19 protein-coding genes and 1 tRNA gene are annotated in these 20277 nt (G+C 67.1%); 5 read left to right on the plus strand and 15 right to left on the minus strand.

What is annotated here, in order from left to right; genetic code table 11:
- The first annotated feature begins 286 nt into the window (after positions 1-286).
- The 5 genes from U5805_RS21305 to rodA all read left to right on the plus strand — a co-directional run bounded on the left by U5805_RS21305 (position 287) and on the right by rodA (position 7024).
- Positions 287-1330, plus strand: a complete 1044-nt coding sequence (locus U5805_RS21305) for a rod shape-determining protein (protein WP_004189550.1) — start codon at positions 287-289, stop codon at positions 1328-1330.
- A gap of 168 nt (positions 1331-1498) precedes the next feature.
- Positions 1499-2644, plus strand: coding sequence for a rod shape-determining protein MreC (mreC, locus tag U5805_RS21310; RefSeq protein WP_322105477.1), 1146 nt, complete (start codon positions 1499-1501; stop codon positions 2642-2644).
- A complete protein-coding gene (gene mreD / locus U5805_RS21315; protein WP_322105478.1) occupies positions 2644-3156 on the plus strand; it encodes a rod shape-determining protein MreD in 513 nt (170 codons plus the stop codon). Before mreC ends, mreD begins: the two co-directional genes overlap by 1 nt.
- 103 nt (positions 3157-3259) lie before the next feature.
- Entirely contained in the window at positions 3260-5848 is a 2589-nt protein-coding gene (gene mrdA, locus U5805_RS21320) for a penicillin-binding protein 2 (protein WP_322105479.1), read from the plus strand.
- 9 nt (positions 5849-5857) lie between these two features.
- On the plus strand, positions 5858-7024 hold the full coding sequence (rodA, locus tag U5805_RS21325) for a rod shape-determining protein RodA (RefSeq protein WP_322105480.1): 1167 nt from the start codon (positions 5858-5860) through the stop codon (positions 7022-7024).
- Between the two features lie 90 nt (positions 7025-7114).
- On the opposite strand, the gene U5805_RS21330 is transcribed toward rodA, so the two are convergent.
- From U5805_RS21330 to def, 15 genes are all read right to left on the minus strand, one after another.
- Positions 7115-7906 (minus strand): tetratricopeptide repeat protein, encoded by a 792-nt coding sequence (locus U5805_RS21330; protein ID WP_322105481.1) that lies wholly within the window; start codon positions 7904-7906, stop codon positions 7115-7117.
- Entirely contained in the window at positions 7903-8685 is a 783-nt protein-coding gene (locus U5805_RS21335) for an HpcH/HpaI aldolase family protein (RefSeq protein ID WP_322105482.1), read from the minus strand. The genes U5805_RS21330 and U5805_RS21335 overlap by 4 nt, the downstream gene beginning before the upstream one ends.
- 198 nt (positions 8686-8883) lie before the next feature.
- Positions 8884-9327: a 6-carboxytetrahydropterin synthase QueD gene (gene queD, locus U5805_RS21340; RefSeq protein ID WP_322105508.1), complete on the minus strand. Its 444-nt coding sequence runs from the start codon at positions 9325-9327 to the stop codon at positions 8884-8886.
- Between the two features lie 12 nt (positions 9328-9339).
- Positions 9340-9972: a 7-carboxy-7-deazaguanine synthase gene (gene queE, locus U5805_RS21345; RefSeq protein WP_322105483.1), complete on the minus strand. Its 633-nt coding sequence runs from the start codon at positions 9970-9972 to the stop codon at positions 9340-9342.
- A 205-nt stretch (positions 9973-10177) separates the two neighbouring features.
- Positions 10178-10909, minus strand: coding sequence for a 7-cyano-7-deazaguanine synthase QueC (gene queC, locus U5805_RS21350; protein WP_322105484.1), 732 nt, complete (start codon positions 10907-10909; stop codon positions 10178-10180).
- Between the two features lie 303 nt (positions 10910-11212).
- Positions 11213-11288 (minus strand) — tRNA-Phe (locus U5805_RS21355).
- Positions 11289-11442: 154 nt separating this feature from the next.
- Positions 11443-12129, minus strand: a complete 687-nt coding sequence (gene esaR, locus U5805_RS21360; RefSeq protein ID WP_322105485.1) for a response regulator transcription factor EsaR — start codon at positions 12127-12129, stop codon at positions 11443-11445.
- On the minus strand, positions 12130-14547 hold the full coding sequence (locus U5805_RS21365; protein ID WP_322105486.1) for a PAS domain-containing sensor histidine kinase: 2418 nt from the start codon (positions 14545-14547) through the stop codon (positions 12130-12132).
- Positions 14537-15130: a DUF4390 domain-containing protein gene (locus U5805_RS21370; RefSeq protein WP_322105487.1), complete on the minus strand. Its 594-nt coding sequence runs from the start codon at positions 15128-15130 to the stop codon at positions 14537-14539. The genes U5805_RS21365 and U5805_RS21370 overlap by 11 nt, the downstream gene beginning before the upstream one ends.
- The gene (gene rsmB, locus U5805_RS21375) at positions 15127-16602 is read right to left on the minus strand and encodes a 16S rRNA (cytosine(967)-C(5))-methyltransferase RsmB (protein ID WP_322105488.1); all 1476 of its coding nucleotides are present in this window, start codon (positions 16600-16602) and stop codon (positions 15127-15129) included. Before rsmB ends, U5805_RS21370 begins: the two co-directional genes overlap by 4 nt.
- 36 nt (positions 16603-16638) lie before the next feature.
- A complete protein-coding gene (locus U5805_RS21380) occupies positions 16639-16800 on the minus strand; it encodes a hypothetical protein (protein WP_322105489.1) in 162 nt (53 codons plus the stop codon).
- A gap of 43 nt (positions 16801-16843) precedes the next feature.
- Positions 16844-17698 (minus strand): zinc metalloprotease HtpX, encoded by an 855-nt coding sequence (gene htpX, locus U5805_RS21385; protein WP_322105490.1) that lies wholly within the window; start codon positions 17696-17698, stop codon positions 16844-16846.
- Between the two features lie 159 nt (positions 17699-17857).
- On the minus strand, positions 17858-18529 hold the full coding sequence (locus tag U5805_RS21390; RefSeq protein ID WP_322105491.1) for a LysE family translocator: 672 nt from the start codon (positions 18527-18529) through the stop codon (positions 17858-17860).
- 130 nt (positions 18530-18659) lie between these two features.
- A complete protein-coding gene (gene fmt, locus U5805_RS21395) occupies positions 18660-19661 on the minus strand; it encodes a methionyl-tRNA formyltransferase (RefSeq protein WP_322105492.1) in 1002 nt (333 codons plus the stop codon).
- A gap of 84 nt (positions 19662-19745) precedes the next feature.
- Positions 19746-20249 carry a peptide deformylase gene (def, locus tag U5805_RS21400; RefSeq protein WP_322105493.1) on the minus strand — a complete coding sequence of 168 codons (504 nt, stop codon included), beginning with the start codon at positions 20247-20249 and terminating at the stop codon, positions 19746-19748.
- Between the last annotated feature and the right edge of the window lie 28 nt (positions 20250-20277).

Consider the following 20277-nt stretch of genomic DNA (forward strand, 5'->3'; position numbering starts at 1 on the left):
CGACCCAAACCCGGACCGCCTTGCGCCCGCCTTTCAGTTCTGTACGCAGCACGATGCGGCCAGAATGGACCCAACGGGCAGCGCCGCGAGGCTGCCTCCGGTAATCATCCCCGTAGTCTCAGGCCCCTCGTTTCACTGGCGGCGCGCCCCACGCGGCACCCGCCATGTTCCCGGGGGCACGCTTCGCAGCGGCGCGCTGCGCCCGCCCTGAGGCTGTTATTTTTTCCGCTGCCGCCCTCGTCCACGCATCTGGGAGGGACGGCCACAAGCGAGACAGGATTTTTGAATGTTCGGTTTTCTGCGTAGCTACTTCTCCAACGATCTGGCGATCGATCTCGGCACCGCCAACACCCTCATCTACATGCGCGGCAAGGGCATCGTTCTCGACGAACCCTCGGTCGTGTCCATCCGCCAGGAAGGCGGCCCGAACGGCAAGAAGACGATTCAGGCCGTCGGCAAGGAAGCCAAGCAGATGCTCGGCAAGGTGCCGGGCAACATCGAGGCTATCCGCCCGATGAAGGACGGCGTGATCGCCGACTTCACCGTGACCGAACAGATGATCAAGCAGTTCATCAAGACGGCCCACGAGTCGCGCATGTTCTCGCCGTCGCCGCGCATCATCATCTGCGTGCCGTGCGGTTCGACCCAGGTCGAGCGCCGCGCGATCAAGGAAGCCGCGCACGGCGCGGGCGCCTCGCAGGTGTACCTGATCGAAGAACCCATGGCCGCCGCGATCGGCGCGGGCCTGCCGGTTTCGGAAGCCACGGGCTCGATGGTGGTCGACATCGGCGGCGGCACGACCGAAGTGGGCGTGATCTCGCTCGGCGGCATCGTCTACAAGGGCTCGGTACGCGTGGGCGGCGACAAGTTCGACGAAGCCATCGTCAACTATATCCGCCGCAACTACGGCATGCTGATCGGCGAACAAACGGCCGAAGCCATCAAGAAGGAAATCGGCTCGGCGTTCCCGGGTTCCGAAGTCAAGGAAATGGAAGTGAAGGGCCGCAATCTGTCGGAAGGCATTCCGCGCAGCTTCACGATTTCCAGCAACGAAATTCTCGAAGCGCTCACCGACCCGCTGAACCAGATCGTTTCGTCGGTGAAGATCGCGCTCGAGCAAACGCCGCCGGAACTGGGCGCCGACATCGCCGAACGCGGCATGATGCTGACGGGCGGCGGCGCGCTGCTGCGCGACCTCGACCGCCTGCTCGCCGAGGAAACCGGCCTGCCGGTGCTGGTGGCGGAAGATCCGCTCACCTGCGTCGTGCGCGGCTCGGGCATGGCGCTCGAACGCATGGACAAGCTCGGCAGCATCTTCTCGTACGAGTAAGCGCGCGGCGCATCCGCGCTCGGGCACGCGGTGCGGTCAAGCAATTGAACGCGCGAAGTTGAGAGCACGGCGGCCCGCGCCGCTGTGCCGCCCGCTTTGGGGCGCCCTCCGGGGCGCCGCTGTATCACCTCCCGTTTCACCGAACCGCACACGCCCCCGGCGCCGACCATGGAATACAGTCCGCCGCCCCTGTTCAAGCAAGGCCCTTCGGCACTCGCACGGCTGATCTTCTTCGTCGTGCTGTCGATCGCGCTGCTGGTCTCCGACGCCCGCTTCAAGACGCTCGAGATCGTGCGCGGCGTGCTAGGCGCGGGGCTTTATCCGTTGCAACGCGCGGCCCTCGTGCCGCGCGATCTCTTTATGGGCGCCGCCGATCTGGCCGTGACAAGCTCCACGCTGCGCGCGGAAAACACCCAGCTCCAGTCGCGCAACCTCCGGCTTTCGCAGCAGGCCAATCAAGCCGCGTCGCTCGCCGCCGAAAACGCGCATCTGCGCGCGCTTTTGCAGCTTTCGCAGCGCATCGGCGCGCAAACCACGCCCGCCGAAATCCAGTACGACACGCGCGACCCGTTCACGCAGAAGGTCGTGATCGGCGGCGGCTCGCAACAGGGCGTGCAGGACGGCTCGCCCGTCGTCACCGAAGACGGCGTGATCGGCCAGGTCACGCGCGTGTTTCCCATGCAGTCGGAAGTCACGCTCGTCACCGACAAAGACCAGGCCGTGCCCGTCGAAGTGGTGCGCACGGGCCTGCGCAGCGTGATCTACGGCACGGCGAAGGGCGATCTGCTCGACCTGCGTTTCGTGCCGATCAGCGCCGACCTTCAAGCGGGCGACGAACTCGTGACGAGCGGCCTCGACGGCGTGTATCCGCAAGGGTTGCCGGTGGCGAAGGTGCTGCGCGTGGACAAACAGGCCGACACGGCGTTCGCGCGAGTGGTTTGCCTGCCGCTTGCGGCCGTGCGCGGCGCGCGCGAGGTGCTGGTGCTGCATTTCGTCGCGCAGGTGCCGCCCAACCCGATCGTGGCCGAGGAAGCCGCCGCGGCGGCCGAGGCGAAGGACAAGAAGAAGTCCGGCAAGAGCGCCGCGAAGGACAAGGCCGCCGACAAGAAGGCAGACGACACTAAAAAGGGCGCCGCGAGCGCGGGCGCCTCGGCGGCCAGCGCAGCCGCGGCGACCAAACCCGCGACCCGCCCCGGGGCCACGGAACCGGCGAGGCCCACGGAAAAGCAGGCCGCGAGGCCAACGACGAAACCGGCTGCAACTCCGTCCGCAAAGCCGGCCGCCAGACCGCCAGCCGCGCAAGGGGGCCAGTGATGCCGCGTCCGCAATACATTCTTCAGCCGGTCAACCCGTACTTCATCGTTTTCAGTCTCGCGGCCGCGTTCCTGCTGAACCTGCTGCCGTGGGGCAAGCTGCCCGGCGTGCCCGACTTCGTCGCGCTCGTGCTGCTGTTCTGGAACATTCATCAGCCGCGCAAGGTCGGCATGGGCGTGGCGTTCCTGCTGGGCTTGCTGATGGACGTCCACAACGCGAACCTGCTCGGCGAGCACGCGCTCGCGTACACGCTGCTTTCGTACGGCGCGATCACCATTCACCGCCGCGTGCTGTGGATGTCGCTCGGCTTGCAGATGTTCGCCGTCACGCCGATGCTCGTGGGCGCGCAGGTCGTGCCTTTCGTGATCCGCCTGCTGATGGGCGCATCGTTTCCTGGCTGGGGGTATCTCGTCAGCGGTTTCGTCGAAGCCGTGCTCTGGCCGATCGCGAGCGTGCTGCTGCTGTTGCCGCAGCGCCGTCCCGTCGATCCCGACGACACGCGGCCGATCTGAGCGGCCCGCGCCGCTCGCCGCAGGAAGACCCGCTTGACTACCTCTTACGCACCCCGGCCCGCCGTTCCTCGCGATTGGAACAGCGGGGCCGCGGTCTGACAGCATGACCGAATTCAAGGACACCCAGCAGCAGCTCTCGAAATTCCGCCTGCGCGTCGCGGCGGCCGGGCTGTTCGTGTTCGTCTGCTTCGGGCTGATCGCATTCCGCTTCCTCTATCTCCAGGTGTGGAATCACAGCAAGTATTCGCTCCAGGCGGACGAAAACCGCATCTCGGTCGCGCCGATCGTGCCGAATCGCGGCATCATCACCGACCGCAACGGCGTCGTGCTCGCGAAGAACTACTCCGCGTACACGCTCGAAATCACGCCCTCGAAGCTCACCGACACGCTCGACAACACGATCGACCAGCTTTCGACCGTGATCCCGATCGACCAGCGCGACCGCCGCCGCTTCAAGAAGCTGCTCGAAGATTCCAAGAACTTCGAAAGCCTGCCGATCCGCACGCGCCTCACCGACGACGAAGTCGCGCGCTTCACCGCGCAACGCTTCCGCTTTCCCGGCGTGGAAGTGCGCGCGCGCCTGTTCCGCCAATATCCGCTCGGCCCCACGGCGGCGCACGTGATCGGCTATATCGGCCGTATTTCGCAGCGCGATCAGGACCGCATCGACGATCTTTCCGACAAGAACGACAGCGATCCCGAGCACTACGATCCGCGTCTGGACGCCAACAACTACAATGGCACCGACTACATCGGCAAGATCGGCGTCGAGCAGAGCTACGAAACCGAGCTGCACGGCCTGACGGGCTTCGAGGAAGTGGAAGTGACGGCGGGCGGGCGCCCCGTGCGCACGCTCTCGCGCACCCAGGCCACGCCCGGCAACAACCTCGTGCTGTCGCTCGACATCGGCTTGCAGCAAGTGGCCGAGCAGGCGTTCGCGGGCAAGCGCGGGGCGCTCGTCGCGATCGAGCCTGCCACGGGCGACATTCTCGCGTTCGTCTCCGCGCCGAGCTTCGATCCGAACTCGTTCGTCGACGGCATCGACCAGCAAACCTGGGACGAGCTCAACAACTCGCCCGATCACCCGCTGCTCAACCGCCCGCTGCACGGCACCTACCCGCCCGGCTCCACCTACAAGCCGTTCATGGCGCTCGCCGCGCTCACGCTGCACAAGCGCACGCCGCAATGGGGCTTCTCGGACCCCGGCTACTACATGTTCGGCGGCCACCGCTTCAACAACGACGTGCGCTCGGGCCAGGGCTGGGTCGACATGAACCGCGCGATCATGGTGTCGAACGACACCTACTTCTTCATGCTCGCGCACGATCTGGGCGTGGACAACATCGCGAACTTCATGAAGCCGCTCGGCTTCGGCCAGCTCACCGGCATCGACATCGCGGGCGAGGCGCGCGGCATCCTGCCCTCGACCGAATGGAAGCGCAAGGCGTACCGCAAGCCCGAGCAGCAGAGGTGGTACGAAGGCGAGACGATCAGCCTCGGCATCGGGCAAGGTTATAACTCGTTCACAATTCTCCAGCTCGCGCACGCCACGGCCACGCTCGCCGACAACGGCATTCTGATGAAGCCGCACCTCGTGAAGGAAATCGAGAATCCCATCACGAAGGCCGAGCATCTGACGGTGCCGAGCGAAAGCGGGCGCCTGGACGTGAAGCAGTCGGATATCGACGTCGTGAAGCGCGGCATGGAAAACGTGACGATGAACCCGTCGGGCACGGCGTACCAGGTGTTCCGCAACGCGCCGTACACGTCGGCGGGCAAGACCGGCACGGCGCAGGTGTTCTCGCTGCAAGGCAACAAGTACCAGGCGCACGCGCTGGCCGAACACTTGCGCGACCACGCGCTGTTCATCGCGTTCGCGCCGGCGGAAAAGCCGCAGATCGCCGTGGCGCTGATCGTCGAAAACGGCGGCTGGGGCGCGCAGTCCGCCGGGCCGATCGCGCGGCGCGTGCTCGACTACTGGCTGGTCGATCGCCTGAAGCCGGGCGTGGAGCAGGCGGCCGTGGCCGCCGCCGCGTCGGCGACCGAGGACGCGTCCGCGCCGCAAATCGGCACCGCGCCGGGCGATGCGGGCGCGGCGGCGGCTTCCGGTGCTTCGAGTGCTTCAGGCGCTTCGGCGGGTTCGGCGCCCTCGCCAGCACCCGCGCCCGCGTCGGCGTCCACGTCCCTGCCCGTGAAGGTCGCGGCCGGCTTCACGCCGCTGCCCGTGCCCGTGACGGCGCCGCCGCCCGCGCCGGCCTCGGCGGCGTCCGCCGCCGGTGCCGGTGCCGATGGCTCGAACGCCGCCGCGAACGGAGCCGCGAACACTGCATCGGGCGCCGCCGCGAACGCCGCGCGCGCGGCTTCGGCCCCCCGGCCGGGCCACGCGGCGGGCAAATCGGCGAATAACACAACGAGCGGCGCGGCCAATAACGGCGCGAACACCGCCGCGAACGGCAAGCCGCGCCAGAATGTCGCCCCGGACGCGCCCGCCGCCACCGACGCCGTGAACGGCGGCACCGCGAACCGCGCCGACGCCTCCAATGCGCCCGATGCGCCGGGCCGTCCCGGCGCCGCCTCGGTGCCGCGCCATTTCGGCCCCGGCCCGCATCGTCCGCGCCGCCCCGAAAGCGCGCCGGGCGCGGCCACGCTCGCGCCGCCGCCCAGGCCCGCGACCGGCGGCATCGACGAGTAAGGAGTTTTCATGCCCTTCTTCCAGTTCGACAAGATCGACAAACGCGCCGTGCTCGACACGCTGCGCAAGATGTTCCTCGGCTTCGACCGGCCGCTCGCGCTCACCGTGTTCCTGCTGCTGTGCGTGGGCATCGTCACGCTCTACAGCGCGAGCCTCGACGTGCCCGGCCGCGTGGAAGACCAGTTGCGCAACATCATGCTCACCTTCGTGCTGATGTGGGCGCTCGCCAACGTGCCGCCCAACACGCTCATGCGGTTCGCCGTGCCGATCTACACCTTCGGCATCGCGCTGCTGGTGGCCGTGGCCGCGTTCGGCCTGACGCGCAAGGGCGCGAAACGCTGGATCAACGTGGGCGTGGTGATTCAGCCGTCCGAGATTCTCAAGATCGCCACGCCGCTCATGCTCGCGTGGTATTACCAGCGCCGCGAAGGCGTGATGCGCTGGTACGACTTTCTCGTCGGCTTCGTCATTCTGCTCGTGCCGGTCGGGTTGATCGCCAAGCAGCCGGACCTCGGCACCGCCGTGCTCGTGTTCGCCTCGGGCGTGTTCGTGATCTACTTCGCGGGGCTCTCGTTCAAGCTGATCGTGCCGGTGCTCATTGCGGGCGTGATTGCCGTGGGCTCCATCGCGGCATTCCAGGACAAGATCTGCCAGCCGCAGGTGAACTGGCCGCTCATGCACGACTACCAGAAGCACCGCATCTGCACGCTGCTCGACCCGACTTCCGATCCGCTCGGCAAGGGCTTCCACACCATTCAGGCCGTGATCGCGATCGGCTCGGGCGGCCCGCTCGGCAAGGGCTGGCTCAAGGGCACGCAGTCGCATCTGGAGTTCATCCCCGAAAAGCACACCGACTTCATCTTCGCGGTGTTTTCGGAGGAATTCGGCATGGCGGGCGGCATCGTGCTGCTCACGCTCTACATGCTGCTGATCGCGCGCGGGCTCTATATCGCGGCGAACGGCGCCACGCTTTTCGGCCGCCTGTTGGCCGGCTCGCTCACGATGGCGTTCTTCACCTACGCGTTCGTCAATATCGGCATGGTGAGCGGCATTCTGCCCGTGGTGGGCGTGCCGCTGCCGTTCATGAGTTACGGCGGCACGGCGCTCACCACGCTCGGCGTCGCCATCGGGCTCATCATGAGCGTGGGGCGCCAGAAGCGCTTGATGCAGAGCTGACGTCCGCCCCATCTTTCGCGGATAAAAAAACGCGCCGGCATCGACCGGCGCGTTTGCTTTTGCGTCGCGGCATGCGCCGCCCGGGCGCGCTCACTGCGATTGCGCGGGCGCCGCCTTCTTCAACTGATCGCTCAACTGCTGAAACTTGAGCCGCGCGGCCGGATCGCCCTGCGCCGCCGCCGCCGCGTAATACGCGCGCGCGACGTTGATGTTCTTCGTCACGCCGTCGCCGCCGCGCTCGTAGAACGAGCCGGCCACGTATTGCGCCGTCATGTCGCCGCCTTCGGCCGCTTTCTTGTACCAGTAGAACGCCTGCTTGTTGTCGCGCGCGGTGCCGCGCCCGTCGAGGAACTGATTGGCGAGCGCGAGCTGCGCCTGCGTGTGGCCCTGCTTCGCCGCCTTCAGGAACCACTGATGCGCCTCGGCCGGATCGCGCCCGACGAACTCGCCGTCGTCGTACATTTTTCCGTAGACGTACTGCGCGTGCGACATGTTCGCGTCGGCGGCCTTGCGCAGCCACTTGCGGCCTTCGTCCGCATTGGCGGCGCCGCCCTCGCCGTTCATCAGCATCATCGCGTAGTTGAATTCGGCGAGGCGGCTGCCGTGCCGCGCGGCCGCCAGGAACTCGCTGCGCGCCACGCCCAGATTGCCCGCGTTGTAGTCCGCCACGGCGTTCGCCGTTTGCGGGTCGATGGGCGCGACGGGCACGCCGCCTCTGGTTTCCGCACCTTGGGTTTCCGCACCTTGGGTTTGCGCATCCTGCGATTTCGCGGCTTGCGCCGCCTGCGCCGCCTCCACGGCGACGGCGCTCAGCGCGAACGCCGCCGCCGTCATGCCGCCCAGCGCGAACGCCCGTAGATACCTCGCTTTCGAACCGCTCATGAACGCGCCTCCTGAAGCGCTTGCCGCGTCGCACGCACGAGCCACATGACGTCGGCGGCGAGCGCGATGAAGTTGAAACCCATTTCCCGATACTGCTTCGCACCGGCCGGGTCCATCGCGAAGATGCCCGCCGCCACGCCCGCGTCGCGCGCGGCCTTGACGATGCGCTGCATCGCGGCCGTCACGTCGGGATGCTTCGCGTCGCCGAGATGCCCGAGGCTCGCGGAAAGATCGCCGGGACCGACGAACAGGCAATCCACGCCCGGCACCGCCGCGATCCGCTCCACCTGCTCGACGGCCCGCGCCGTTTCGATCTGCAAGAGCGTGGCGATCTGCGCGTTGGCATTGCGCAGGTAATCGCGCCGCATGCCGTAAGCCGCCGCGCGCACCGCGCCCGCGACGCCGCGCTCGCCGTCGGGCGCGCCCGCGTCGGGGTAGCGCGTGAGGCGCACCGCGCGCGCCGCGTCTTCCGCGGATTCGATGCAAGGGAACATCACCGTGCGCGCGCCCGCGTCGAGCACGTGCTTGACGAGCCACGGCTCGCTGCTCGCCACGCGCACGACCGGCTCCGTGGGCAGGTGCGCGGCCGCGATCGCGCGCAGTTGCGCAACCGTGTCGGCGCTGTCGTTGGGCGTGTGTTCCATGTCGATGAGCAGCCAGTCGAAGCCGGCGTGCGCGAGCGCCTCGGCGGCGGTTTCGCTGCCCATCGAAAGCCAGAGGCCGTAAAGCGGCTCCGCTTCCTTGAGGCGTTCCTTGAGGGGATTGGTGAAGGTGCTCATCGCCGTGCTCCCGGCGAGCGTGCGCGTGGCGCGCGGCCGGGTTCTCCCGGCGGCGCGGCAGCCCGCATGTCTCGCTCCGTTAAGTGTTGTCGGCCGCGCGCGCGAATGCGGCGGACCTTGCCGGAGCGATCATACCGCGCCAAAAGTGCGCGGGCCCGCGCGGAACCTGCCTTGCGCGGATCGGAACCATCGCGCGTATCAGTCGCGCACGACCTCGGCCCAGCAGTTCGGCGTTTCGTAGAGGCGCACTTTGTGAAGGCGCAGATTCACGCCGTAATGCGCGTCGTAGACTTCGGCCAGAATGCCGAACGCGGTGGCCGCGAGATTTTCCACGGTCGGAATGCGGTCGATCACGACGGTCTTGTGGCCCGGCAGCGTTTCGAGGAAACCGCGCACCTGCGTGTCGCCTTCGAAGACCAGAAACGCGTGGTCCCACAAGTCGACGAGATGCTGGTTCGCGAGCGACTTCACGTCGGCGAAATCCATCACCATGCCGCGGTCCGGCGCGCCTTCGGTCTCGACCAGATCGCCTTGCAGCGTGATTTCGAGCACGTAGCGGTGGCCGTGCAGATTGCGGCACTGGCTGCGGTGGTCGGGAATGCGGTGGCCCGCGTCGAATTCGAGTTTTCGGGTGATCGTCAGCACGGCGCTTCTTCAGGGAATATTCAGATACTTGTGAGTCTGCATCGAAAGGCGCCACTGCGGGTGGCGCTTGCACCAGTCGATGGCGAGCTTCGTGTTCAGATCGCGCGACGGTCCGTCCATCGGCTGCACGAGAAAATACTCGAAATCGAGCCGGGCGTACTCGGCGAGCCGCTGGTTCTCCTGCGGCACGACCACCTTGAGTTCGTTGCCCTTCGTGACGACGAGCGGCGCGTCGGCCTTCGGGCTCACGCAAATCCAGTCGATGGTGTCGAGCACCGGCAGCGAGCCGTTGGTTTCGATGGCGATCACGAAGCCGGCTGCGTGCAGCGCGTCGACGAACGGCGGGTCGATCTGCAACATCGGCTCCCCGCCCGTGCACACGACGAAGCGATGGCGCTCGCCTTCGGGCCACAGCGAGGCGATCTTCGCGACCAGTTCCTCGGGCGTGCGGAACTTGCCGCCATTCTCGCCGTCGGTGCCGACAAAATCGGTATCGCAGAAGCGGCACACGGCTTCGGCGCGATCTTCCTCGCGGCCCGACCACAGATTGCAGCCGGCGAAGCGGCAGAACACGGCCGGGCGCCCGGCGTTCGCGCCTTCGCCCTGCAACGTGTAAAAAATTTCCTTTACGGCGTAAGTCATGGTGCTGCCTGAATTGCGGCCCGGATTGCAGCCGGAGTAAAGCTCATGGGGAGCGTGCGTTTCGGGCGCGATTTTAAGCCGATTGGGCCACGATCGCCCGGCAAGCCGCGCCGCCCGTGCGCGTCTTGCCTTGTTCACCGTCGATGCCGGCTGCCGAGGTCGGCCACGTCGGCCGACTATGCCTCGGCGGACGCCCGGCCGGCGCTCAAACCGGCGCTTCCGTCACGTTCTCGCCCGCGAGATACGCCTCGTAGCCGCGCTTGCGCAGCTTGCACGCCGGGCACTCGCCGCAGCCGAAGCCCCACGCGTGCAGTTCGGCGCGCTCGCCCAGGTAGCAGGTATGCGTTTCCACGCGCACCATGTCGACGAGCGCCGCGCCGCCAAGCTGCTCCGCGAGACGCCAGGTGTCGGCCTTGTCGAGCCACATGAGCGGCGTTTCAAGCTGAAAGCGCGCGTCCATGCCGAGATTGAGCGTGACTTGCAGCGCCTTCATGGTGTCGTCGCGGCAATCGGGATAACCCGAAAAGTCGGTTTCGCACATGCCGCCCACGAGCACCTTGAGCCCGCGCCGATACGCGATGGCCGCCGCGATCTGCATGAACATCAGGTTGCGGCCCGGCACGAAGGTGTTCGGCAGGCCGCTCGCGGCCGTTTCGATCTGGATCTCGCGCGTCATGGCCGTGTCGCTGATCGCGCCGAGCACCGCGAGGTCGATCATGTGATCGTCGCCTAGACGCTGGCCCCATGCGGGGAACGCACGCGCCATGCCGGCGCGGAAGCTCTCGCGGCACTCCAGTTCGACGCGATGACGCTGGCCGTAGTCGAAGCCGAGCGTCTCGACGGTCTCGTAGCGGTCGAGCGCCCATGCGAGGCACGTGGCCGAGTCCTGGCCGCCGGAAAACAGCACGAGCGCGCCTTTGGCTTCAGTTCGAGTCACCGTGAAACTCCGTGATTGAGATTTCCGCGCGAACGCCCGCTTCTGGCGGCACCGTGCGGCGGCCCGGCCACGATGCCGATGCGGCCGGCGCAGCCGACGCCGCGCGGGTGCGCGCCGGCTCAGTCAGCTCAGGCAGTATAGGCCGCGGCTTTCGCGCCAACATCGGCGTCACGCTTATGCCGCGGATACCGCCGCGCACGCGGCGCACATTGCGACGCCGCGGACAACTCGCACGGCAAGGAAAGCGCAAACGCAAGCAACGAAAAAGCCCCAGGAATCGAACGATCTCCTGGGGCTGCATTCTGGTGGCCTGGGACGGAATCGAACCATCGACACGCGGATTTTCAATCCGCTGCTCTACCAACTGAGCTACCGGGCCAACGAAGAAAGAAGATTATAGCCATCCGGACCGAGGGGCGCAAGCATTTTGGCAAAAAACGTGCGAGGGCTTATTGCCGCCCCCTCATTGCCAACCCAATGGCAACAGCGGCCAACGGCAGCCGACGGCGCCCGCGCCGAAGCGGCGCCCGCGCTCACTCGCCCTTGCTCTTGCCGAGATCGACGCCGAGTTGCTTGAGCTTGCGGTACAGATGCGTGCGCTCCAGCCCCGTTTTTTCGGCCACGCGCGTCATGCTGCCGTTCTCGCGCGCGAGGTGGTATTCGAAGTACGCGCGCTCGAACGCGTCGCGCGCGTCGCGCAACGGAATGTCGAACGAGATCGACGCCGTTTGCGCCGCCACCGCGCCCGCCGTCGCGTTCTCCGTGCCGAGCACCGGCAGCGCCGCCGCCGACGCCACCACGGCCGGGCCGCCCGTCGCAGGCTTGGCTGCCGTGGCGGGCGTGACCGGCGCCGCCGTGCCGCGCGCGAGACCCTGCTCGACGGCCTTGAGCAGCTTTTGCAGCGCGATCGGCTTCTCGAGGAAGTTGAGCGCGCCGATCTTCGTGGCCTCCACGGCCGTGTCGATGGTGGCATGCCCCGACATCATGATGACCGGCATCGTGAGCTGCCCTTGCGCTGCCCATTCCTTGAGCAGCGTGACGCCATCGGTGTCCGGCATCCAGATATCGAGCAGCACGAGATCGGGCACGTGACGCTGCCGGAATTCGCGCGCCTGCTGCGCGTCTTCCGCCAGCTCCACGACGTGCCCTTCGTCGCTGAGGATCTCCGAGAGCAATTCCCGGATGCCCATTTCATCGTCTACCACCAGGATGGTTGCCATTTACGCTGCCCTTGTCTGCACTGTTGCTTTTGACTTCTGCTCCGGCGTTGCACGCGCCACGCCCGGACCCGATGTCGCGCCGTCCGGGGTATCAGCAAGCTGGAGAAAGAGAATCGAAATCTGCGCGCCCTCTATCACGTCGCCCGCCTTCAGCCGATTGCGGATGTCGATGCGCGCGCCATGTTCGTCGACGATCTTCTTGACCATCGCAAGCCCGAGCCCTGTTCCTTTGGCTTTGGTCGTCACGTAGGGTTCAAACGCGCGCGTGAGGATGCGCGCCGGAAAGCCCGGCCCGTTGTCCGACACCGTGAGACGCACGGCCACGCGCGTGCGGCCTTGCGCGTCGGGGTCTCCGTATTCTACGGCGCGCGTCTCCAGCGTTACACGAGGCGCGGGGGTGTCGGCCACCGCATCCTGCGCGTTCTGCAAGAGGTTGTGGATGACCTGGCGCAACTGCGTGGCGTCGCCGCGTATCACCGGCAACTGCGAAAGCTCGACCTTGATCGCGCTCTTGCCTTCTTCCGCGCCGTAAAGCGTGAGCACTTCGCTCACGAGATCGTTGAGCTGAAGGTTCGCGAGCACCGCGGGCGGCGTGCGCGCGTAGTCGCGGAAGTTGTCGACCATCTGCTTCATCGCCGCGACCTGATTGACGATGGTGGTCGCGCCGCGCTTGAGCACTTCGGCGTCGGTGGGCGCGAGCTTGTCCGAGAGCTTCATTTGCAGGCGCTCGGCGGAAAGCTGGATCGGCGTGAGCGGGTTCTTGATCTCGTGCGCGAGACGCCGCGCGACTTCGCCCCACGCCACGGAACGCTGCGCCGAAATCACGTCGGAGATGTCGTCGAATACGACCACGTAGCCCGAGGTTTGCATGTCGCCGGCGTCGCGCCCCGTGTCGGAAACGAGGCGCGCGCCGCGCACGAGCAGCGTGAGCGGATCGGTTTCGCCCGCCATCGGCACGGAAAACTGCTGCTGCCAGTGGCCGCGGTCGAGGTCGCTGTCGCCGTCGCGCCGCGACGCTTCCTGATCGGCGAACGCCTTGCGCACCATCGCGCCGAAGTCCGACAGCGCGCCGATATGGTCCAGCGCGACGCCAAGCTGCGTCTGGAACGGCTGACGGAAGATGCGCTCCGCGCCGGGGTTGGCCGTGGTCAGCCGGAACTGGCGGTCGAACACGAACACGCCCGCCGTGAGGTTCGCGAGAATGCTTTCGAGGTACGCCTTCGAGTGCTCGAGCGCGATGCGGTTCTTCTCGACGGCCTGGCGCGCCTCGGAAAGCTGGCGCGTCATGGCGTTGAACGACTGCGTGAGAAAGCCCAGTTCGTCGCGCGACTTGATTTCGCGCTTGGGCGTGTAGTCGCCCTCGGTCACTTCCTTCGTGCCCTGCGCGAGCAGGAACAGCGGCCGCGCGAGCTGGTTGCCGAGCGCGAGCGCGAGCATCATGGCCACGAAGGTCGCGAGAAAGAGCGCGAGCGTGAGCGTGCCGATGTACATCTTGCGCAGCCCCGTGCGCCCGAGCGCCTTTTCCTGATACTCGCGATACGCGCGCTGAACCGCGTCGGCGTTGCGTGCGAGCGCGGCGGGCACGGGCTGCTCCAGTTGCAGGAAGCGCTCGACGGGCTGCAAGTCCGTGGTGTTCCCGTCGGGAATGCGCGTGACCACGCGCAGCCGCAGCGCGCCCTTCGGGCCATGCAGACGCGGGTCGCCGTCCACTTCGCCTTCGATCGCCGCGTAGCCGCGCCCGCGCGCCTGATCGATCATGAGCGGCGTGGGCAGATCGGCCGGCATCAGCGAGGAAAAGTTGCTCGATGCCTGCGCAACCACATGCATGTCCGGCGCCGCGCCCGACATGCTGCGCACCGGCTCGACGATGGTGGCGTCCTGCACGCCGAACTGATCGCGCGCGCGCAACAGCGTGAGCGTGGTGCCGGCGGCGTCGCCGCTCGCGATCTGCTCGGCCATCAAGCGGCCCTTGGTTTGCAGGTCGGAGAGCGACGCGTCGAGCATGCCGCGCCCGAGATTGAGGCCCGCCGTGAGCGCCGTTTCCACGTTCACGTCGAACCACGATTCGATCGAGCGCGACACGAACTGATACGACACGATGTAGATGATGCCGCCCGGCACCACGCCCACGAGCGCGAAGAAGAACGCGAGTTTCGCGAGCAGCCGCGTGCCGAACTTGCCGCGCCTCAGGCGCACGACGATCACGATCACGAGCGCCGTGACCACCGACATGAAGATCAGCGCGACGACGATATTGGCCGCGTAAAGCCAGCCGTAATAGCGGTCGAAGAACTCGGTGTTCGCGCTCGCGGCCGCGAGCAGCACGAGCAGCAGCGTGGCGGTACACGCGACGGTGGACACGAGCAGCTTGACGACGACGCTGCTGAAGCTGGTGGCGCGGCGCACTTTATTTAGCACGTTCGGTCACCGTGAAGTTGAAGCGCTTCCAGTCGGAAGCGAGATTCCAGTCGCGATTGTTCACCGCGTCGATCTGGAACGGCTTGGGCATGAGCGCGGTGTCGAGCTGCATGCGCACCGAAGCCGTGTAGGTTTCGCCGGGATGCACGTCGTTGCGCTCGATGACGTGCCACGAGGTGACGTGCTTGATGACCGCGAGCGCTTCGCCGAGCGACGAGAAACCGAGTTGCAGCCCGCCGCTCGACACGCGGTACTCGCGCGTGAGCGGCTGGAACGAAAGGCGGATGCTTTGCGAGACGCTCACCGGCTGTTCGTCGAACCAGTACCAGCGCGCGCGCGTCAGCTCGAAATCGGTGGTGAAGTAAAGCGGAATGCCCTTGTTGACCGCGTCTTCCAGGCTGCTGTTCAGATCGAAGTCGAAGCGCGCGTCGAGGCTCCAGCCGGTGCCGTCGGATTGCAGCGACGCGCGCTGCACCGAGATCGTGTCGGCGCGCGCGGGCGTGACGGCCACGAAGCCGACGACGGCCAGCACCAGCCAGATCAGCGCCGCGAGCCGCAGCGGGAAGAAGCGTTTGAGGGTCACCGTTTCTGAAAGCGCGCGTAGAAGAATCCGTCGTGGTCCGCGGTGCGACCCGGAACGGCGGCCGGCGCATCGGCATGCTGCCGCGCCTCGCTGGCCGTGGGCAGCAATTGCCCCGGCGCGTCCAATCGTACCGCATCCGCGTGGGTGCTTTCAAACCAGCGGGCCTGCGCCTCGCCTTCCTCCGGGAAGATCGAGCAGGTCACGTAGAGCAGTTCGCCGCCCGGCTTGAGCAGCGGCCACAGCGCATCGACGATGCGGCGCTGCTCTTTCACGAGCGCCGCGATGTCGCTCGCGCGGCGCAGCCAGCGAATGTCGGGATGACGGCGCACGATGCCCGAAGCCGAGCACGGCACGTCGGCGAGAATGCGGTCGAACGCGGCGCCGTCGTGCCACGCGGCGGGCTCGCCGGCGTCGCCCACGACAATGCGCGCGTGCCGCTGTGCATGCGCGGGATCGTCCTCCGCGAAGCCGAGCCGGACGAAATTTTCGCGGATGCGCGCGGCGCGCGCGGCGTCGCTTTCGAGCGCGATCAGGTCGATGTCGGCGAGTTCGAGCAGATGGCCGCTCTTGCCGCCGGGCGCCGCGCACGCGTCGAGCACGCGCATGCCGTCGCGCACGTCCAAAAGTTCGGCGGCCGCTTGCGCGCCTGCGTCCTGCACCGAGACGTCGCCGTCCAGGAAGCCGGGAATGCGGTCGACGGCCAGCGGCGCGGCGAGCTTCACGGCATGTTCGCCGATCTGCGTGGCCGCGATGTTTGCGGCGGCGAGGCGTTGCACGTATTCGGCGGCGCTCGCGCGGCGCGCGTTCACGCGCAGCGTGAGCGGGCCTTGCACGTTGCCGCTCGCGAGAATCGCCTGCCATGATTCGGGCCATGCGGCGCGCACGGCGTCGAGCCACCAGCGCGGGTAATTCCAGCGCGCGGTTTCATCGGCAAAGGCCGCGGCCAGCGCCGCCTCGCGCTCGCGCAGAAACCCGCGCAGCACGGCGTTGACGAGCCCCTTCGCGAACGCGGCGTCGCGGCGCGCGCCGATCGCCCGCACGGCCTGATCGACGACGGTGAAGGGCGTGTAGGCCGCGTGGGCCTCGTCGTCGACGAGCAGCGCCAGCGCGCACGCCAGCAGATTCGCGACATGCGGCGGCGGCGCCTTGCTCACGCGTTGCCGGATCAGCCAGTCGACGGTGCCGAGACGCCGCATCGTGCGGTACGCGAGATCCTGCACGGCGCCGCGCGCCATCGACGCGAACTCGGCGGGCAACGCCGCGAAGGCGCTCGAAAGCGCGGCGGGCAGCGCCGCGCCCGCGCGCACCGCGCCGACGGCCTGCGCGGCCTGATCGAGCGCGAAGCCGAGCGAGTCGGGCTGGAGATGCACGGCGCCGCGGCCCGCGCCCGCGCGATCGTGACGCTCGGGCGATGCGGGGCCTTTCTTGCCGCGCGACGGCGCGGCGGGACGCCGGGAAGGACTGGATGTCATGAAGAAACCGGATGCGGGCCGCGACGAATCGCGGCGTCAGTGAAACATGAGCGAGCCATTGTAGCGTGGCGTGGGCGCAACGCCGTCGCGGGCGCGTCGCAGGCCGCGCGGGAGCGTGCCCTGGTCATGCCGTTGTCGCGCTTCGATCCCGCCTTCGCCGCTTTCCTTCGCCGCTTTTATCGTGTCGGTAAGCGCCATAAAAAAACGCCTCCGAAGAGGCGTTTCCGCGCGACCGCGCGCGTCAGTATCGCCCGGTCGAAGCCATGTCCATCAAGCGGCGAATGCGTTCTTCCGTGGCCGGGTGCGTGCTGAACAGATTCGCGATGCCGCCGCCCGCGAGCGGATTCATGATCATCATCTGCGCGGTGGCGGGATGTTCCTCCGCCGCCGCGAACGGAATGCCCTGCGCGTAGCGATGGATCTTGTCGAGCGCCGAAGCGAGCGCCTGCGGATCGCCCGAAATTTCCGCGCCGCCGCGATCGGCCTCGAATTCGCGTGCGCGCGAGATCGCCATCTGGATCAGCGCGCCCGCGATCGGCGCGAGCAATGCCACGGCGATGCTTGCGATGGGATTGGCGGGACGGCCGTTTTCGTCGCGACCGCCGAAGATCATCGCAAAGTTCGCGATCGCCGAAATCGCGCCCGCCATGGTGGCCGAGATCGTGGAGATGAGGATGTCGCGGTGCTTCACGTGCGCCAGTTCGTGCGCCATCACGCCGCGCATCTCGCGCTCGGACAGCACGCGCAGAATGCCCGTGGTAGCGGCCACCGCCGCGTGCTCGGGATTGCGGCCCGTGGCGAACGCGTTGGGCGCGTCTTCGTTGATGAGATAGACGCGCGGCATGGGCAGTTGCGCGCGCGTGGCCAGCTCGCGGACCATGCGGTAGAACTGCGGCGCCGTGGTTTCGTCGACTTCCTGCGCGTTGTACATGCGCAGAACCATCTTGTCCGAGAACCAGTACGAGAAGAAGTTCATCGCGAGCGCGAAAAACAGCGCGAGCATCATGCCGCGTTGCCCGCCGATCACGCCGCCAATCACGATGAAAAGGGCCGTAATCGCGGCCATCAACATCGCGGTCTTGACCCAGTTGAACATGTGTTGTGCTCCTTCACCCAAAGGGGATCGAATCGTGGGACGCCCGCGTGGCAACCATTAACCGGCGCGACGCGCGGGCGAGCATTGTAAGCGATCTGTTAGATATGGACAGTCGCGAAAAATTCAACGCTTTTTGAGAGAACGCTTTGCCGCTTTGCCTTAGCGCGTGGCGGTCGCGAGCCTGAGGCCCAGACCGACGAACGCCGTGCCCACAGTGCGGTCGAGCCACTTTTTCACGCCCGGCTTACCCGAAAAACGCTGCGTGACGCTGCCCGCGATCCACGCGACGAAAGAATTCCAGACCGTGCTCATCAGCACGAACACCGCGCCGAGCACGAGGAACGCGAGCGCCTTGTGGGCACTTTCGGCGGCCACGAACTGCGGGAAGAACGAGACGAAGAACAGCACGACCTTCGGGTTCAGCACGTTGGTCCAGAAACCGGAAAGGAACAGCTGACGCAGCGGGCGCGCGGCGCCGCCATTCGCGCCAATCACGCCATTCGCACCGTTTGCGCCGTTCGCGCCCCCGGCCGGGCCGCCGCCCTGCCTGGCGAAGATCAGACGCACGCCGAGGTACATCAGATAGATCGCGCCGACGAACTTGATGACGGTGAACGCCGTGGCCGATGCGGCCAGCAGCGCCGTGAGTCCGAATGCGCAGGCAAGCGCGTGTACGCAGCAACCCGCCGAAATGCCGAGCGCGGAGACGAGGCCCGCGCCACGCCCTTGTGCGACGCTGCGCCCGACGATGTAAGCCGTGTCGGGCCCCGGCGTCATGTTGAGCAGCAACACGGCGACGAGGAAGAAACCGAAGTGGGTGATACCGAACATGACAACCTCGAACAACGACGATACGGCGCGAAAAACGCACGGGACACGCGAAAACGCCATTGATTCTAACGCGCCATCCGTGACGCGATACTCAGCCAAACGGATGAGTTCCGCCGCGATCGCAGCCGGTTTACGCTGCGGGCGTACCGGTTGAATCGGGCAACTGGAACCGCTGCCCGGCGGCAAGCGGCATCCCGCCGAGAAACTCGCGCACCGGCAAGCGCTTGCCGCCCGGCTTCTGGAGCTGCGTGAGACGCAGCGCGCCTTCGCCGCAGGCCACCAGCACGCCCGCGGGCGACACCTCAAGGATCTCGCCGGGCGCGGCGCCCGCGTTCGCGCGCGCCACGGGCTCGGCGGCCCAGAGCTTGAGCTGCGCGCCGTCGAGCGTGGCCGCGCCGCCGGGAAACGGGTCGAACGCGCGAATCTGGCGCGCGAGTTCGGCGGCGGGGCGGCGCCAGTCGAGCGCGGCTTCGTGCTTGCCGATTTTTTCGGCGTAAGTCGCGCCATCGGCGGGTTGCGGCGTGCTGGGCAGCGCACCGTCGCGCTCCAGCGCCACGAGACCTTCGACGATCAGCTTCGCGCCCAGTTGCGCGAGGCGGTCGTGCAGCGTGGCCGTGGTGTCGTCGGGCGCGATGGGCGTGCGCGCTTCGGAGATCATCGGGCCGGTGTCGAGCCCGGCGTCCATCTGCATGAGCGTGATGCCGGTTTCGGCGTCGCCGGCTTCGATCGCGCGGTGGATCGGCGCGGCGCCGCGCCAGCGCGGCAGGATGGAGCCGTGAATGTTGATGCAGCCACGCGGCGGGATGTCGAGCACTTCCTGCGGCAGCAGCAGGCCGTAGGCCGCGACCACCATCACGTCGTGCGGCGTCGCGCGCAGCAGATCGAGGGCGGCGGCGGCCTCCGCGGGATATTTGCCGTTGCGGCGCAGCGACGGCGGCTGCGCAACGGCGATGCCGTGCTCCTGCGCGTAGCGCTTGACCGGGCTCGCCTGAAGTTTCATGCCGCGGCCCGCGGGACGGTCGGGCTGCGTGAGCACGAGCGGCACGGTGAAACCGGCTTCATGGATCGCGGCGAGCGCCGCGGCGGCGAATTCCGGCGTACCGGCGAAGATGACGCGAAGGCTGTGGCTCATGGGCGCTCGGGGCAAGGCTGAATGACGAAAAAAACGGCGCGGCGCCGCATGGCGATGTCGATTGCAGAAACGGGGCAACGCGCGTTACATCGCGCGTTCGAGCTTCTTCATCTTGTTCTTGATGCGCGTTTGCTTGAGCGACGAAAGGTATTCGACGAACACACGGCCCATGAGGTGATCCATTTCGTGCTGGATGCACACGGCGAGCAGCCCTTCGCAGTCGATCTCGAAGGTTTCGCCCTTCTCGTTGAGCGCGCGCACGCGCACCTTCTCCGCGCGCTCCACGTTGTCGTAAATGCCCGGCACCGAAAGGCAGCCTTCTTCGTGCACTTCCTTTTCGTTGCTCGCCCAGACGATTTCCGGGTTGATGAAGGCGCGCAGTTCGTCGTGCGTTTCGGAAACGTCGATGACGATCACGCGCTCGTGGACGTCCACCTGGGTGGCCGCCAGCCCGACGCCGGGCGCCGCGTACATGGTTTCGGCCATATCGGCGACGAGTTTCCGGATACGGTCGTCGACCGCTTCGACGGGCTTCGCGACCTTGTGCAGACGCTTGTCCGGGTAATGAAGAATGTTCAGTAGAGCCATGATTTAACGGGTTTCTCGTTGGGCGCGG

It is taken from the genome of Paraburkholderia sp. J41, assembly GCF_905220235.1.
Classification (GTDB): Bacteria; Pseudomonadota; Gammaproteobacteria; order Burkholderiales; family Burkholderiaceae; genus Paraburkholderia.

Excerpts from the sequence above, each read along its gene's own strand:
- U5805_RS21305 (WP_004189550.1), top strand. The coding sequence starts at position 287 with ATGTTCGGTTTTCTGCGTAGCTACTTCTCCAACGATCTGGCGATCGAT.
- mreC (WP_322105477.1), top strand. The coding sequence starts at position 1,499 with ATGGAATACAGTCCGCCGCCCCTGTTCAAGCAAGGCCCTTCGGCACTC.
- mreD (WP_322105478.1), top strand. The coding sequence starts at position 2,644 with ATGCCGCGTCCGCAATACATTCTTCAGCCGGTCAACCCGTACTTCATC.
- mrdA (WP_322105479.1), top strand. The coding sequence starts at position 3,260 with ATGACCGAATTCAAGGACACCCAGCAGCAGCTCTCGAAATTCCGCCTG.
- rodA (WP_322105480.1), top strand. The coding sequence starts at position 5,858 with ATGCCCTTCTTCCAGTTCGACAAGATCGACAAACGCGCCGTGCTCGAC.
- U5805_RS21330 (WP_322105481.1), bottom strand. The coding sequence starts at position 7,906 with ATGAGCGGTTCGAAAGCGAGGTATCTACGGGCGTTCGCGCTGGGCGGC.
- U5805_RS21335 (WP_322105482.1), bottom strand. The coding sequence starts at position 8,685 with ATGAGCACCTTCACCAATCCCCTCAAGGAACGCCTCAAGGAAGCGGAG.
- queE (WP_322105483.1), bottom strand. The coding sequence starts at position 9,972 with ATGACTTACGCCGTAAAGGAAATTTTTTACACGTTGCAGGGCGAAGGC.
- esaR (WP_322105485.1), bottom strand. The coding sequence starts at position 12,129 with ATGGCAACCATCCTGGTGGTAGACGATGAAATGGGCATCCGGGAATTG.
- rsmB (WP_322105488.1), bottom strand. The coding sequence starts at position 16,602 with ATGACATCCAGTCCTTCCCGGCGTCCCGCCGCGCCGTCGCGCGGCAAG.
- U5805_RS21380 (WP_322105489.1), bottom strand. The coding sequence starts at position 16,800 with ATGGCGCTTACCGACACGATAAAAGCGGCGAAGGAAAGCGGCGAAGGC.
- htpX (WP_322105490.1), bottom strand. The coding sequence starts at position 17,698 with ATGTTCAACTGGGTCAAGACCGCGATGTTGATGGCCGCGATTACGGCC.
- U5805_RS21390 (WP_322105491.1), bottom strand. The coding sequence starts at position 18,529 with ATGTTCGGTATCACCCACTTCGGTTTCTTCCTCGTCGCCGTGTTGCTG.
- fmt (WP_322105492.1), bottom strand. The coding sequence starts at position 19,661 with ATGAGCCACAGCCTTCGCGTCATCTTCGCCGGTACGCCGGAATTCGCC.
- def (WP_322105493.1), bottom strand. The coding sequence starts at position 20,249 with ATGGCTCTACTGAACATTCTTCATTACCCGGACAAGCGTCTGCACAAG.